The sequence below is a fragment of the Pseudomonas sp. NPDC090592 genome (assembly GCF_044769185.1).
In the GTDB taxonomy this organism is placed as follows: Bacteria; Pseudomonadota; Gammaproteobacteria; order Pseudomonadales; family Pseudomonadaceae; genus Aquipseudomonas.
Map to the genome: position 1 here is coordinate 202,229 of NZ_JBIVXJ010000006.1, position 14,703 is coordinate 216,931.

The 14,703-nt window shown below is 64.3% G+C and carries 15 protein-coding genes; 2 read left to right on the plus strand and 13 right to left on the minus strand.

Annotated elements, in window-relative coordinates:
- Window positions 1–4: 4 nt before the first annotated feature.
- The 3 genes from ACIQUI_RS07470 to ACIQUI_RS07480 form a co-directional block, all read right to left on the minus strand.
- Window positions 5–184 carry a hypothetical protein gene (locus ACIQUI_RS07470; RefSeq protein WP_403196602.1) on the minus strand — a complete coding sequence of 60 codons (180 nt, stop codon included), beginning with the start codon at window positions 182–184 and terminating at the stop codon, window positions 5–7.
- 70 nt (window positions 185–254) lie between these two features.
- Window positions 255–800 (minus strand): lipocalin family protein, encoded by a 546-nt coding sequence (locus ACIQUI_RS07475; RefSeq protein WP_403196603.1) that lies wholly within the window; start codon window positions 798–800, stop codon window positions 255–257.
- A gap of 78 nt (window positions 801–878) precedes the next feature.
- A complete protein-coding gene (locus ACIQUI_RS07480; protein WP_403196605.1) occupies window positions 879–1,496 on the minus strand; it encodes a dihydrofolate reductase family protein in 618 nt (205 codons plus the stop codon).
- Window positions 1,497–1,722: 226 nt separating this feature from the next.
- Here ACIQUI_RS07480 and ACIQUI_RS07485 point away from each other — a divergent pair, with 226 nt between their 5' ends.
- Together ACIQUI_RS07485 and nudC are read left to right on the plus strand one after the other, a co-directional pair.
- On the plus strand, window positions 1,723–2,535 hold the full coding sequence (locus tag ACIQUI_RS07485) for a crotonase/enoyl-CoA hydratase family protein (protein ID WP_403196607.1): 813 nt from the start codon (window positions 1,723–1,725) through the stop codon (window positions 2,533–2,535).
- A gap of 37 nt (window positions 2,536–2,572) precedes the next feature.
- Entirely contained in the window at window positions 2,573–3,403 is an 831-nt protein-coding gene (gene nudC, locus ACIQUI_RS07490; protein ID WP_403196609.1) for an NAD(+) diphosphatase, read from the plus strand.
- Here the strand turns inward: nudC and ACIQUI_RS07495 are convergent.
- The 10 genes from ACIQUI_RS07495 to ACIQUI_RS07540 form a co-directional block, all read right to left on the minus strand.
- Window positions 3,371–4,150, minus strand: a complete 780-nt coding sequence (locus ACIQUI_RS07495; RefSeq protein ID WP_403196611.1) for a TSUP family transporter — start codon at window positions 4,148–4,150, stop codon at window positions 3,371–3,373. The genes nudC and ACIQUI_RS07495 overlap by 33 nt on opposite strands.
- Before the next feature lie 175 nt (window positions 4,151–4,325).
- A complete protein-coding gene (locus tag ACIQUI_RS07500; RefSeq protein WP_403196614.1) occupies window positions 4,326–5,156 on the minus strand; it encodes an alpha/beta fold hydrolase in 831 nt (276 codons plus the stop codon).
- A gap of 204 nt (window positions 5,157–5,360) precedes the next feature.
- On the minus strand, window positions 5,361–6,650 hold the full coding sequence (locus ACIQUI_RS07505) for an NAD(P)/FAD-dependent oxidoreductase (RefSeq protein ID WP_403196616.1): 1,290 nt from the start codon (window positions 6,648–6,650) through the stop codon (window positions 5,361–5,363).
- A 234-nt stretch (window positions 6,651–6,884) separates the two neighbouring features.
- A complete protein-coding gene (locus ACIQUI_RS07510; protein ID WP_403196693.1) occupies window positions 6,885–8,843 on the minus strand; it encodes a DNA topoisomerase III in 1,959 nt (652 codons plus the stop codon).
- 223 nt (window positions 8,844–9,066) lie between these two features.
- Window positions 9,067–9,495, minus strand: coding sequence for a GNAT family N-acetyltransferase (locus tag ACIQUI_RS07515; RefSeq protein ID WP_403196619.1), 429 nt, complete (start codon window positions 9,493–9,495; stop codon window positions 9,067–9,069).
- Complete coding sequence (locus ACIQUI_RS07520; protein ID WP_403196621.1) at window positions 9,488–10,654, minus strand: JmjC domain-containing protein; 1,167 nt, start codon at window positions 10,652–10,654, stop codon at window positions 9,488–9,490. Before ACIQUI_RS07520 ends, ACIQUI_RS07515 begins: the two co-directional genes overlap by 8 nt.
- Before the next feature lie 81 nt (window positions 10,655–10,735).
- Entirely contained in the window at window positions 10,736–12,106 is a 1,371-nt protein-coding gene (gene purB / locus ACIQUI_RS07525; RefSeq protein ID WP_403196624.1) for an adenylosuccinate lyase, read from the minus strand.
- A 237-nt stretch (window positions 12,107–12,343) separates the two neighbouring features.
- The gene (gene hflD, locus ACIQUI_RS07530; RefSeq protein WP_400658274.1) at window positions 12,344–12,970 is read right to left on the minus strand and encodes a high frequency lysogenization protein HflD; all 627 of its coding nucleotides are present in this window, start codon (window positions 12,968–12,970) and stop codon (window positions 12,344–12,346) included.
- Window positions 12,967–14,091, minus strand: coding sequence for a tRNA 2-thiouridine(34) synthase MnmA (mnmA, locus tag ACIQUI_RS07535; RefSeq protein WP_403196626.1), 1,125 nt, complete (start codon window positions 14,089–14,091; stop codon window positions 12,967–12,969). The genes hflD and mnmA overlap by 4 nt, the downstream gene beginning before the upstream one ends.
- 59 nt (window positions 14,092–14,150) lie before the next feature.
- On the minus strand, window positions 14,151–14,591 hold the full coding sequence (locus ACIQUI_RS07540) for an NUDIX hydrolase (RefSeq protein ID WP_403196629.1): 441 nt from the start codon (window positions 14,589–14,591) through the stop codon (window positions 14,151–14,153).
- Between the last annotated feature and the right edge of the window lie 112 nt (window positions 14,592–14,703).

Consider the following 14,703-nt stretch of genomic DNA (forward strand, 5'->3'; position numbering starts at 1 on the left):
GCTCCTAGCTCAACAGCGACAGCTCGTGCAGCAGCGCCTGCAACCCTTGTGGCACCAAGGGGCCTATCCGCGTGAAGTCGGCGCTGTCGCACCAGCGGGCGCGGAACGGGCTGCTGTCATCGAAGCGCGCATCGTACACGGCCAGAAAACGAATACGGTGTGCTTGCAGCGGCTGGGTGCTCAACGGGCTCGTTCCTTCGAGGTGATAAAGGGCGCACACCTTAGCCGGATTGCCGCCCGCCGTCGACGGCCTGCTAGTCTGCCTGGCGCCAGATGAGCTTCCCGGTGTCATAGCCTTGTTCCCGTGCGATGGTCAGCAGCTGTTCACGTTGCTGGTCGGTGACCGCAGGCGTGCGCGACAGCAGCCACAGGTATTCGCGGTTGGGGTGGCCGACCAACGCCACGCGGTAGTCCTTGTCGTGGTACAGCACCCAGTATTCGCCCTTGGTCAGGCCCGGTGCCAGGCGGCTGAACCAGTTGTCGAAGCGCACCCACAACTTGTCGGTGCTGCCCGGTTGCTGGGCCTCGGCAATCCCCTTGGCTTCATTCCACTGGCCGTCCTTTTCCCGGCAGCGGTTGGTTACGTCGATCCGGCCATCCGGGCGCAGGCCATAGTGCGCCTCGGACTGCACACAGTTGCGCTGGAAGAACATCGGCAACCGCGCCAGTTCATACCAGGTGCCCTGATAACGTTGCAGGTCGACCTGCTGGGTGCGCGGCGGTGCCGGGTGATCGTTGCCGGCGCAGCCAAGCAGGGCCAGGGTGATGCAGGACAGCAGCAGCGGGGTGCGTAGCGCCATGGTGAACCTCCTTGGAGCGGATGGGAGCCTACCTGTGTTTCGATGCGGGCGCGGGGCAAAAGTTGTACGCAATTTCACTCAGTCGAACGAACCGGTCTGCACCTGGCCGGCACGTACGTAGCGGGCGATGATCACGCCGGAGGGCGTAACCTGTGAGTGTTGCAGGGTGAACGCCGTCGCTGCCGCGTCGTCGCCGAACAGGCGTTTGCCGTGGCCAAGCAGCAGCGGGTGGACCAGTAGTTGCAATTCATCGACCAGGCCGGCCGCCAGCAGTTGCTGCACCAGTTCGGCGCTGCCTTGGGTCAGCAGGGCGGCGCCGTCCTGCTGTTTCAGTGCACGTACCGCTGCGCCGACGTCCGCGCCGAGGGCGTGGCTGTTGTACCAGTCGAGGGTCGCAGGGGTGTGGGTGGCCACGTGCTTGGCCACGCTGTTGAACAGGTTGGCGATGGAAAAATCTTGTGAGTCGTCTTTTATCCCGGGCCAGTAGCCGGCAAAGATATCGTAGGTGCGCCGCCCCAGCAGCAGCTCGAAAGGCTGGCTGAACAGGTCCTGCATGGCCTGGCCGAATACTTGCTCGGCGTAGGGTACGATCCAGCCGCCGTAGGTGAAGCCACCACTGGTATCTTCCTGCGGGCCGCCGGGGGCCTGCATGACGCCGTCGAGGCTGATGAAGGCGGCTACGATGAGTTTGCGCATGGGGACTCTCCTGTTGGCAGACCGGTGGCTGCTTTCAGGGTAGTCGAATGGCAACGGGCAAAATCGACACTTCGTACAGCGCCTGCGGCGTGGTCATCTGCAACGGAAACGCTTCAGGATCGGCACGCCTTAGGCAAGGCGTGCAGTCCCGCTTTTGGCACAAGTGCGGTCATCGGGCTGGGTTACCATCCCTGCCATGAACCCTTCACCCACAGGAGTGCCGCCCGTGACCGAGTACAGCGCATTCAAGGTCGAACTGACCGACAGCATCGCCCACGTTCAGATCAACCGCCCGGAAAAGGTCAACGCGATGAACGCTGCCTTCTGGGAGGAGATCATCGACATCTTCCAGTGGATCGACGACACCGATGCGGTGCGCGCGGTGGTCATCAGCGGTGCCGGCAAGCATTTTTCTGCCGGTATCGACCTGATGATGCTGGCGTCGCTGGCCGGGCAGATGGGCAAGGACGTGGGCCGTAATGCACGCTTCCTGCGCGGTACCATTCAGCGCCTGCAGGCCTCGTTCACGGCCGTGGACAAATGCCGCAAGCCGGTACTGGCTGCGGTACAGGGCTACTGCATCGGCGGCGCCATCGACCTGGTCTCCGCCTGCGACATGCGCTACTGCAGCAGCGATGCCCAGTTCTCGATCAAGGAAATCGACATGGGCATGGCGGCCGATGTCGGCACACTGCAACGTTTGCCACGTATCATCGGCGACGGCATGATGCGTGAGCTGGCCTTTACCGGGCGCAACGTTGCGGCGGACGAAGCCCTGCGCATCGGCCTGGTCAACCGGGTCTATGATGATCAGGCCGCATTGCTCGACGGGGTCTTTGCCATCGCCCGCGAGATTGCCGCAAAATCGCCGATCGCTGTGGCCGGCACCAAGGAAATGCTCAGCTACATGCGTGACCATCGCATTGACGATGGCCTGGACTACATCGCCACCTGGAACGCCGCGATGCTGCAGTCCGAAGACCTGCGTGTGGCCGTGGCGGCGCACATGAGCAAACAGAAACCGACGTTCGCCGACTGATCGGGCCGGGGGACGCGCAGTCAAGGAACCCCCCGACATGTCAGCACGCTGGACTACCGCAGTACTCGACCCGCAGATCACCGGGGGGCTGGCCGTGGCCCGCAGCCCGGAAGGGTTCCTGGTGGACGACAACGGCGCGCTGTTCCCCCGCGACTGGCTCAAGCGCCAGGACCTCGATGTGCTGTGCGAGCACGGCATCGGCCATTTCGACGGCCAGCCGGTGTTCCTGCTGGAACTGCGCAGTGCTACCGAGATGCCTGGGTGCAGTTGGCGCGGCCTGCGTACCTTCATGCTCGAAGGTGACTTCGACACCTACAAGGTGCTGGGTTATGCCGCGCAGATCGGCACCTGGGCCCGCGAGCACCGCTTTTGCGGCAGCTGCGGGCAGGCGATGGCGCAAATCCGCTGGGAGCGGGCGATGTATTGCCAGCCGTGCGAGCTGCGCAGTTACCCGCGTATTTCGCCGAGCATGATCGTGCTGGTGACCCGTGGTGATGAAATCCTGCTGGCGCGCTCGCCGCGTTTCGTCACTGGGGTGTACAGCACCCTGGCGGGCTTTGCCGAGCCGGGCGAGTCGGCGGAGGACTGCCTGGTGCGCGAAGTGCGTGAAGAAGTGGCGGTGGAGGTGCAGAACATCCAGTACGTTGGTAGCCAGTGCTGGCCGTTCCCGCACTCGATGATGCTTGGTTTTCACGCCGAGTATGCGGGCGGCGATATCGTCATGCAGCCGGACGAGATCGAGGACGCCCAGTGGTTCAGCGTCCACGACCTGCCGCCGCTGCCGGCCGGGCGGTCGATTGCCCGGTACCTGATCGATTTGTATGTGGCTCGTCGGTTAGGCCTGGCCGAACCAGTGCTGCCACGCTAAGCGCACAGTCAGTGCCAGCACCACGGTGATGAACACAGGGCGAATGAACTTGCTGCCGCCGCTGATCGCCGTGCGTGCACCGAAGAAGGCGCCGACCATCACCGACAGGCCCATGCACAGGCCGACGATGTAGTCCACCTGCCCGGAAATGATGAACACCGTCAGCGCCGCGATGTTGCTGACGAAGTTCATGCTGCGCGCTACGCCGCTGGCGCGGACCAGGTCGATGGGGTACAGCAGCAAGGTACTGACCGTCCAGAAGGCCCCGGTGCCAGGGCCGGCCACGCCATCGTAGAACCCGAGGGTGAAGCCTTGCGGCACCTGCCATTTCTTCCTGATAGGGGCATCGGCATCCAGCGGCGCCTTGGGCGTGCCGCCGAACAGCAGGTAGATGCCACAGGCGAAGACGATCACCGGCAGCATCTTGTTCAGCCATTCGGCTGGCATGTAGTGGGCAACCACTGCGCCGATCGAGGCCCCGATCAGGGTGGCGAACAACGCCGGGCGCCACTGGGCCGGGTGGAACAGTTTGCGCTTGTAGTAGGTGAAGCCTGCGGTGGCTGAACCGAAGGTGGAGCTGAGTTTGTTGGTGCCCAGCACCAGGTGCGGTGGCATCCCGGCGGTAAGCAGGGCCGGGGTGGTGAGCAAGCCGCCGCCACCGGCGATGGCGTCGATGAAACCGGCAACGAAGGCGACCAGGGCCAGGATCAGCAGGGTTAAGGGTTCTACGGTGAGTTCGAAGGGCATGGGGTTTTGGCAGGCAGGGAGGCAGCAAAGGGCTGCGCTGGAAGCGGGGTATGGTAATCCTGGGATGGACGAGTTGCCAGTGCCGGCCCTTTCGCGGGCACGCCCGCTCCCACAAGTACTGCACAAGACTGTGGGAGCGGGCGTGCCCGCGAAGAGGCCGGTTCAGGCGACTAGATCAGCTGCGGATAAACGCCAGCAAGTCCGCATTGATCACATCGGCATGGGTGGTCGGCATGCCATGCGGGTAGCCTTTGTATGTCTTGAGCGTGCCATTGGGCAGCAACTTCGCCGACAGCGGCCCCGAGTTCTCGTACGGTACGATCTGGTCATCATCCCCATGCATCACCAGCACCGGCTGCTGGATGCCCTTCAGATCGTCGGTGAAATCTGTCTGCGAAAACGCCACGATGCCATCGTAATGGGCTTTGGCACTGCCGATCATGCCTTGGCGCCACCAGTTGCCGATGATGCCTTCGCTGGCTTCGACACCGGGGCGGTTGTAGCCGTAGAACGGGCCGGCCGGTACATCCCGGTAGAACTGTGCGCGGTTGTTGGCGACCTGGGCCTGGAAACCGTCGAACACCGATTTGGGCAGGCCACCGGGGTTGCCGGGTGTTTGCACCATCAGTGGTGGCACCGCAGCGATCAGCACCGCCTTGGCCACTTTATCCTCGGGGTGGCGGGCCATGTAGCGCACCACCTCGCCACCGCCGGTCGAATGGCCGACATGCACAGCGCCCTGGGTGCCCAGGTGCGCGACCACGGCAGCAGTGTCGTCGGCGTAGTGGTCCATGTCGTGGCCATCCCATACCTGGCTGGAACGGCCATGGCCACGGCGGTCGTGGGCGACCACGCGGAAACCCTGGGCGAGGAAGAACAGCATCTGTGCGTCCCAGTCGTCCGCGCTGAGCGGCCAGCCGTGGTGGAAGTGGATGACCGGTGCGTCGCGTGGGCCCCAGTCCTTGTAGAAAATCTGTACGCCGTCCTTCGTGGTTACATAGCTCATGGTCGTGTCTCCTGGGTGCAGGAAGCGAAGGGAGTTATTGAGAATAGGAGGGATTTTGCTGGGTATTGGAGATTGTGGGGTGCGGACTTGCACGGTCCCCTGTGGGAGCGGGCGAGCCCGCGAACACCGGCAAAGCCGGTGCCATCCACCGCGCCGCTTGTTTCGCGGGCATGCCCGCTCCCACAGGGGAATTGTCTCAACTAATCAGACGCGGTCGCGAATGCGGTACCAGGCCTTTGCAGCGGCTTCCAGCGGTGCGGCCAGTAGGTCGCCGCCGGGGAAGCGGCCGTTGTCGATGCCCTGGTACAACTCAAGCAGGTCGTCATCGCCAAGAATGGCATCGCTCACCGCCCGCGCCGCCGCCAAAGTCGGTAGCACACCATGGCCGGAGAAGCCCTGCAGCCAATAGCGCTGCCCGTCGCGGCCGACGTCCGGTGTACGCTGGATGCTGCAATCGATATGGCCGCCCCAAGCATACTCGATGGCCACCCCGGCCAGCTGCGGGAACACCCGCTCCAGGTAGGGGCGGGTGGCGCTGGCGACGTCCTTGGGAATGCCGCCCAGGTAGGTGCAGCCGCCGCCGAACAGCAGGCGGTGGTCTGGGGTAAGGCGGAAGTAGTCGGGCACGAACTGGTTGTCGATCACGCAACTGTTGCGCGGCAGCAGCGAACGGGCCAGGTCGGGGTCCAGTGGTGCGGTGGCCACCTGGTAGGAGCCTACCGGCAGCAGGCGCCGCGACAGGCTGCGGTCGAGGCGGTCGATGTAGGCGTTGCAGGCCAGCACCAACACCTGGCAGCGTACTTCGCCGCGGTCGGTACGGGCGACATGGCCGTCGCCAGCCTGCTGATAGCTGTGCACCTGGCTTTGTTCGTAGATACGCCCGCCGGTAGCCTCGATGGTGCTGGCCAGGCCCTGGGCCAGTTTCAGTGGGTTGAGGTGGGCGCCTTTGGCATCGTATAACGCAGCCTGGTAGCGTGGGCTGTCGACCCAGTGCGGCAGCTCTTCATGGCCGATCAGGCGCAGGGCATCGTAGCCCCATTTGTGTTCAGCCTCTTGCAGGGCTTGTTCAAGCAGTTTCACCCGGCGCGGTAGCACCGCCGTCCATAGGCTGCCCAGCCGGTAATCGACATCGAAGCCGTGGCGCTGGGGGAGCGCGCGCATTTCGTCAGCGGCCCAGCACATGCTGGCCCACAGGCGCCGGGTGCGTTCCACGCCCAAGGCCTTTTCCAGTGGCGGCATGTCGCACGACCAGCCCAGCAGTGCCTGGCCACCGTTGCGCCCGGAGGCAGCCCAGGCAACCCGGCTGGCCTCCAGCAGGGTTACGCGCTTGCCGGCCTGGGTAAGCCGCAGGGCGCTATGCAGGCCGCTGAAACCGGCGCCGATGATCAGCACATCGGTGTCGTGGGTGCCTTGCAGGGTAGGGCGCTGGGGGATGTGGGCGGGGTAGGTCTGGGCGTAATAGCTGGCGACGTGCTGGGCGGACTGTTTGAACATGCAGAGGCCTCGTGAAAATTATTGTGATTATTTTCATGAAAACTTAGCAGGTAAATTTCATGGTGCCAATGTGTCAGTCCAATTTGTGGTCTGCCTGGTCGTGATGTATTGCCTGTACAGGCCTCTTCGCGGGCACGCCCGCTCCCACAGGTACTGCACAGGCTTCAGACCTTGTGAAATCCCTGTGGGAGCGGGCGTGCCCGCGAAGAGGCCGGTAAAGGCGATGCAGAATGTTCAGGTTGTCGCTTTTTTCCGGGGCTGACGCGGCTTGCTGGCGGCCGGCTTGCTGCCAGCTGTTTTACCTTTCCCCCCACCGCGCCGCTTCTTCTTCCACGGCGGCGCAGCCCCCGCCGCCGGGCCGCTGATGGTCATGCGCATACCGCTACACCGCTCGACCAGCTTGCCCATCCACGCCGATTGCCGGGCAACGAACTCTTCAAGGCTCATCTCACCACTCTGCACCATGTCCAGCGCCTGCTCCCAGATGGCCGTGGTGCCAGGGTCGGCGATGGCACGGGGCACGGCATCGATCAGGCTGAAGGCCGCTGGCGTGGCCGACAGCGCCTTGCCGTTCTTCACCAGGTAGCCGCGGTCGAGCAGGCCCTGGATGATGCTGGCGCGGGTGGCCTCGGTACCGATGCCGGTGGTTTCCTTGAGCTTCTGCTTCAGGCGTGGGTCGTCCACCAGCTTGGCCACATTCTTCATGGCCTTGATCAGGTCGCCTTCAGTGAACGGCTTGGGCGGCTGGGTCCACAGGTCCTTCAATTGCAGGCCTTGCACGTTGCAGTCCTGGCCTTCACGCAGCGTTGGCAGCACCTGGGCCGGTGGGGCCTCGCGGCCCTTGGCCGGGGTCAACGCCTCGGGCAGGGCGCGGCGCCAGCCCGGCTCGACAATTTGCTTGCCCACGGCGCGCAGGGCATGGCCGGCACAGTCGAAGTCGGCCTGGGTGCGGTCGTACTCGTGGTTGGGCAGGAACTGTGCCAGGTAGCGGGCGCGGATCAGGGTATACACCGCCTTGTGCTTGGCCGGCAGGCGCGACGGATCGCTGGCGGCGGCGGTGGGGATGATGCCGTGGTGGGCGCTGACCTTGGCGTCGTTCCACGCCCGCGAGCGGCGTTGCGGCTCCAGGTAGGGCTGCAGCGGCGCCAGGCTGGCATCGGCCCGTTGCAGGGCGGCAAGGATTGCCGGCGCCTCGGCGTGCTGGCTTTGCGGCAGGTAGCCGCAGTCGCTGCGCGGGTAGGTGATCAGTTTGTGGGTTTCGTACAGGGCTTGGGCGATGTCGAGGGTTTCCTGGGCACCGAGGCCGAATTTTTTCGAGCACAGCTCCTGCAGGGTGCCCAGGTCGAAAGGCAGCGGTGCGGCTTCGCGCACGCGCTCGGTGGCTACCTTGATGGCCCGGGCAGTGCCGGCACTGCCAATGTCGGTGGCGGCTTGCTGTGCCAGGGCCTGGTTCAGGCAGCGGCCCTGATCGTCGCAGGCGTCCTCGGGGGCGCGCCATTGGGCGTTGAAGTGTTGGCCGGCATGTTCCAGCTGTACGTCGATGGCCCAGAACGGCACCGGCACGAAGTCGGCGATGCTGCGGTCGCGGTCGACCACCAGACGCAAGGTGGGCGTTTGCACCCGGCCTACCGGCAACACGCCCTGGTAGCCGGATTGGCGGCCCAGCAAGGTGAACAGCCGGCTCATGTTCATGCCGATCAGCCAGTCGGCGCGCGAGCGGCCCAGTGCCGAGTGGTACAGGTTGAAGGTTTCGTGGCCCGGCAGCAGGCGTGCCAGAGCCTTGCGGATGGAGGCATCATCCAGTGCCGACAGCCAAAGGCGCTGCACCGGGCCGCGATAGCGGCAATGCTCAACCAGCTCACGGGCGATCATTTCGCCTTCGCGGTCGGCATCAGTGGCGATTACCAGCTCCCGCGCTTCGCCGAGCAGGCGCTTGACTGCCTTGAACTGGCTGGCGGTCTTGGGCTTGACCAGCATCTTCCACTTGTCCGGGATGATCGGCAGGTCGGCGAGGTTCCAGCGCTTGTAGCGTTCGTCGTAGCTGTCGGGCGGGGCGGTTTCCAGCAGGTGGCCGATGCACCAGGTTACGCAGACGTCGGTGCCTTGCCAGCAGCCGTCGCCCTTGCGGGTGGCGCCGAGCACTTTGGCGATGTCTTTTGCCTGGGAGGGTTTTTCGCAGAGGAACAGGCGCATGGCCGGGAACGCTTCATCGGGGGTGATGGGCACTAGGATGCGCAAGCGGGGGCGCGCAGGCAAGCTTTATCTGGATGGATGTACAGGTTTTTGTCAGCGGGAATGTATTTGGCTGTGCCTGCCTCTTCGCGGGCTTGCCCGCTCCCACAGGATCTCCACAGATTTCAGCTGTTGTGGGGTCCCTGTGGGAGCGGGCAAGCCCGCGAAGAGGCCGGTACAGGTATCAGGCGCGCGAGTCGCGCACCATGTCCACGTGCGGGATGCCGGCTTCGAGGAACTCTTCGCTGACTACGCGAAAGCCCAGTCGCTCGTAGAACGGCGTGGCGTGTACCTGGGCGCTGAGCATCTGCTGCTTCAGGTCGCGGTTCTGCGCTTCGGCGATCACTGCGTTCATCAGTGCATCACCTACCTTCAGCCCGCGCCAGTCCTTCAGTACCGAAACCCGGCCAATGGTGCCATCAGGCAGCAGGCGGGCCGTGCCGATCGGGTAGTCGCCTTCCAGGGCCAGGAAGTGCACCGCGCTCGGGTCGTCCGAGTCCCACTCCAACTCTGGTGGCACGTGCTGTTCGGCAATGAACACCGCTTCGCGGATACGGCGGATGTCGGCATTGTCCTTGTGCCAGTCGGCGAGGCACACACGAATTTTATTCATCGGCGAATCCCAGGCTGCCTTGTTGGACCAGCTGCTGCACTAGCATAAGGCCATCTTCGTCTTCCAGCCACTCTGCCAGGTTGTCGATGTGCAGGGCATCGGCCGCGCATACCAGCTTCAGCAACTCGCGCAGTTTGGCCGGCAGTGGGCAGCTGCGACCGCTGGCGAACAGCATCAGGTCGTCGTTGAGCTCGGACCAGGCCAGGCGTGCGCTCGGGTTGCGGATCAGGATGGCGCCATCTTCGAGGGCTTTTACCAGCTCCTCTTCACTCAGCGCTTCGCCGGCAACCTGCTCCGGGTAGCGCGGCTCGGTCATGAACTGGCCGAACCAGGTCAGCAGCAGGTCCTTGTCGTTCATGTGCTTGTCGAGCAGCGCCTTGAGGCGGTCGAGGGCGTCGTGCTGGATCTGGTGCGGGTCACTTACCGGCTGGGCGTCGGCGTCGCTGTAGCGCTCTTCGTCGGGCAGGAACTGGCCCAGGAAGTCGGTGAAGTGGGTCAGCACTTCGGCGGCGCTAGGGGCGCGGAAGCCGACCGAGTAGGTCAGGCAGTCGTCCACGGCCACGCCGTAGTGGGCCAGGCGCGGTGGCAGGTAGAGCATGTCACCTGGCTCCAGGGTCCACTCGCCGCTCTGTTCGAACTCGGCCAGGATACGCAGGTCGGCGTGCTCCAGCAGCGGGCTGTCGCTGTCGCACATCTGGCCGATCTTCCAGTTGCGCTCGCCGTGGCCTTGCAGCAGGAACACGTCGTAGTTGTCGAAGTGCGGGCCAACGCTGCCACCCGGGGCGGCGAAGCTGATCATCACGTCATCGATGCGCCAGCTGGGCAGGAAGCGGAAGTTTTCCAGCAGCTCGGCCACTTCCGGTACGAACTGGTCGACGGCTTGTACCAGCAGGGTCCAGTCCTTTTCCGGCAACTCGGCGAAGGTGTCTTCGTTGAACGGGCCGCGGCGCAGCTCCCACGGGTGGGCGCCGTGCTCAAGCACGATGCGCGACTCGACTTCTTCTTCCAGGGCCAGGCCGGCCAGTTCGTCGGGATCGATCGGGCTGATGAAGTCCGGGAAGGCCTGGCGCACCAGCAGGGGCTTCTTCTGCCAGTAGTCGCGCATGAATTCGCGGGCCGAGATGCCGCCGAGCAGCTGCAGTGGAGTATCAGGATTCATGTTCAACCTATTGAAAAAACGTAATTTTCGTACGGGAATAAAAACGCCCGGCCAGGCCGGGCGTTGTACGCGACGGTCAGCTTAGATGCGTTTGGCCTGCGCTGCCGCGTTACCGATGTAGGTAGCGGGGGTCAGCTGCTTGAGCTCGGCCTTGGCGTCGGCTGGCATGTCCAGGCCGTCGATGAAGGTCAGCAGCGCGTCCGGGGTGATGCCCTTGCCACGGGTCAGCTCTTTGAGCTTCTCGTAGGGGTTTTCGATGTTGAAGCGGCGCATCACGGTCTGGATTGGCTCGGCCAGTACTTCCCAGCAAGCGTCCAGGTCGGCGGCGATGCGGGCTTGGTTGACTTCCAGCTTGCCGATGCCTTTCAGGCTGGCTTCATAGGCGATGACGCTGTGGGCAAAGCCCACGCCCAGGTTGCGCAGCACGGTGGAGTCGGTCAGGTCACGCTGCCAGCGCGAGATCGGCAGCTTGCTGGCCAGGTGCTGGAACAGCGCGTTGGCTATCCCTAAGTTGCCTTCGGAGTTTTCGAAGTCGATGGGGTTGACCTTGTGCGGCATGGTCGACGAGCCGATTTCGCCGGCAACGGTCTTCTGCTTGAAGTAGCCCAGCGAGATGTAGCCCCACACATCACGGTCGAAGTCGATCAGGATGGTGTTGAAGCGGGCGATGGCGTCGAACAGCTCGGCGATGTAGTCGTGCGGCTCGATCTGGGTGGTGTACGGGTTGAACTGCAGGCCCAGCTCGTCTTCGATGAAGGCGCGGGCGTTGGCTTCCCAGTCGATTTGGGAGTAAGCCGACAGGTGAGCGTTGTAGTTGCCCACGGCGCCGTTGATCTTGCCCAGCAGCGGTACGGCGGCAACCTGGGCGATCTGGCGCTCCAGGCGGTACACGACGTTGGCCAGTTCCTTGCCCAGGGTGGTCGGCGAAGCCGGCTGGCCGTGGGTGCGCGACAGCATCGGCACGTCGGCGTGGGCGTGGGCCAGGGCGCGGATGGCGTCGGCGATCTGGCGCATCAGCGGCAGCAGCACGTCGTCACGGCCGGCGCGCAGCATCAGGGCGTGGGACAGGTTGTTGATGTCCTCGCTGGTGCAGGCGAAGTGGATGAACTCGCTGACCTTGGCCAGCTCAGGCAGCTGGGCGGCCTGCTCCTTGAGGAGGTATTCGATCGCCTTGACGTCGTGGTTGGTGGTGCGCTCGATTTCCTTGACGCGCTCGGCGTGCTCCAGCTTGAAATCGGTGGCCAGGGTGTCCAGCAGGGCATTGGCTTCGGCGGAGAACGCCGGCACTTCGCCGATCTGCGGGTGAGCGGCCAGGCGCTGCAACCAACGCACTTCGACCAGGGCGCGGAAACGGATCAGGCCGAATTCGCTGAAGATGGGGCGCAAGGCCTGGGTTTTGCCGGCATAACGGCCGTCTACAGGGGAAACCGCAGTGAGCGAAGAAAGCTGCATGGGGTGTTCTCGGACAGTCAGGCTTTTGGAAGGGCGCATATCATACATGAAAAATGCGCCTGAGTCGGGTGGCTGACCAAAGGTCGGGCCATACATCAGGTGCGACATTGTGCATTGCTTGTTCTGGCCCTATCGCCGGCAAGCCAGCTCCCACAGGTACTGCACCGGCCTTGAGCAGAGTGCAAATACTGTGGGAGCCGGCTTGCCGGCGATGAGGCCGGAGCAGCCAAGCCCTTTTCAGGAAGGCGAACGCATCATGTCGTACAGTTCGTTGAGCAGCTTGCGCCGGCTGAACACCAGCTGCCAGCGATGCCCGCCCAGCTGGCGCCACAGGCGCGCGGCGCGGATGCCGGCCAGCAGCAGGGCGCGGATCTTCGAGGCGTTGTTGGGCTGCTGCAGGAAGCGCATGTCGCCATGCACCTGGATGCGCTGGCGCAAGGTGCTGAGCGTGTCCTGGTACAAGGCTCCACTGGAAGCAATGACGTTTTCATGAACCAGGCCGAAATGGTCAGCCTGGGACTGGATTTGCGGCAGGCGGTTGCCGATGGTATCGAGCAGGTCGCCACGCTTGTTCAGCTGGCGCTCCAGGCCGAGCATCGACAGGGCATAGCGCAGTGGCTCACGTTGCAGGCTGCTGGGGTCGCGCTCCAGGGCGCCGACCAGCGCACGGTAGCCGTCACGCAGGTTCAGGTCGTCACCGCCGAACACCTCCAGGGTGTCCTTGGGGTCACGCACCAGCAGGCTGCCAAGCATGCAGCCAATGTTGGCCTCGCTGGCCTGGCCGGTGCGGGCGATGCGGTCGACCAGCACGGCAGCCTGGAACACACCGCCCAGCGCAATCAGCTGCTCCTGCAGATTGCTCATGCGCGGGGGCTCCACGGCTCGGCAGCTTCGATCACACCGCCGCCCAGGCACACTTCACCGTCGTAGAACACCACCGACTGGCCTGGGGTGACGGCGCGCTGCGGCTCGTCGAACACAGCGCGGTAGCCGGTTTCGGTCAGTTCCAGGGTGCACTGCTGGTCGCTCTGGCGATAGCGCACCTTGGCAGTCAGCTGGCGTGGGCTGCCGAGGTCTATCGGGTTGACCCAGAAGATTTCCGAGGCGAGCAGGGCGCGGGAGAACAGCCATGGGTGTTCGTTGCCCTGGCCAACCACCAGCACGTTGCGGGTGAGGTCTTTGTGCAGCACGTACCACGGCTCGTCACCGGCGTCCTTCAGGCCGCCGATGCCCAGGCCCTGGCGCTGGCCGATGGTGTGGTACATCAGGCCGTGGTGGCGGCCGATCACTTCACCCTCGGTGGTTTCGATGTTGCCCGGCTGGGCTGGCAGGTACTGCTTGAGGAAGTCGCTGAAGCGGCGCTCGCCAATGAAGCAGATACCGGTGGAGTCCTTCTTCTTGGCGGTGGCCAGGCCGTGCTTTTCGGCGATGGCGCGAACCTCGGGTTTTTCCAGCTCGCCGACCGGGAACAGGGTGCGGGCAATCTCTTTGCCGCCGACGGCGTGCAGGAAGTAGCTCTGGTCCTTGTTCGGGTCCAGGCCCTTGAGCAGTTCGGTCAGTTCGCCTGTGTCGCGGCGGCGCACGTAGTGGCCGGTGGCGATCAGGTCGGCCCCCAGCGACAGGGCGTAGTCGAGGAACGCCTTGAACTTGATTTCGCGGTTGCAGAGGATGTCCGGGTTGGGGGTGCGGCCGGCCTTGTACTCTTCAAGGAAGTGCTCGAACACGTTGTCCCAGTATTCGGCGGCGAAGTTGGCGGTGTGCAGCTTGATACCGATGCGGTCGCACACGGCCTGGGCGTCGGCCAGGTCTTCGCGGGCGGTGCAGTATTCGGTGCCGTCGTCTTCTTCCCAGTTCTTCATGAACAGCCCTTCCACCTGGTAGCCCTGCTCCATGAGCAGAAGGGCGGAGACGGAAGAGTCCACGCCGCCGGACATGCCGACGATGACGCGGGTCTTGGCGGGGTCTTTGAGTGCTGGGCTGGTCATGGGTACCGGTGTGTATCAGAGGGGAAAAACGCCGATTCTATCAAACCCGTGGCGTTGCGTCAGTCGCGTAGCAGTTCAAGGCTGTGCAGCGGGCCTGCGAGGTAGTCGTCGAGGCAGCGCGGCACCAGCTCGCTGCGCCAGCGGGCAGGGTCGGCCAGCAGTTCGTCGCGGGTCAGCCAAACGGCGCGGACGATGTCGCTGTCCAGGGCCAGGTCGGCGTGGTGGCGAACGGGGCGGGCGGCGAAGCAGATGCGCTGGTAGGTCACGCCGTTGCTGGGGGCGGTGTACAGGTAGATGCCGACCACACCGGTGAGCTCGACTTCCCAGGCGGTTTCTTCCAGGGTTTCGCGCAGGGCGGCCTGGGGCAGGGTTTCATTGGGTTCGAGGTGGCCGGCGGGTTGGTTGAATACGTGCTGGTTGGCTTTGAATTCCTCGACGAAGAGGAACTTGCCATCGTGTTCGACGATGGTGGCGACGGTGATGTGGGGTTGCCAGGTCATTTGCGGTGTCCTTTTGGATGGATGGGGCTGCTTTGCAGCCCTTCGCGGGCTTGCCCGCTCCCACAGGTGCAGTGCAGGTCTTGCAGGCAGCATCTTTCCTGTGGGAGCGGGC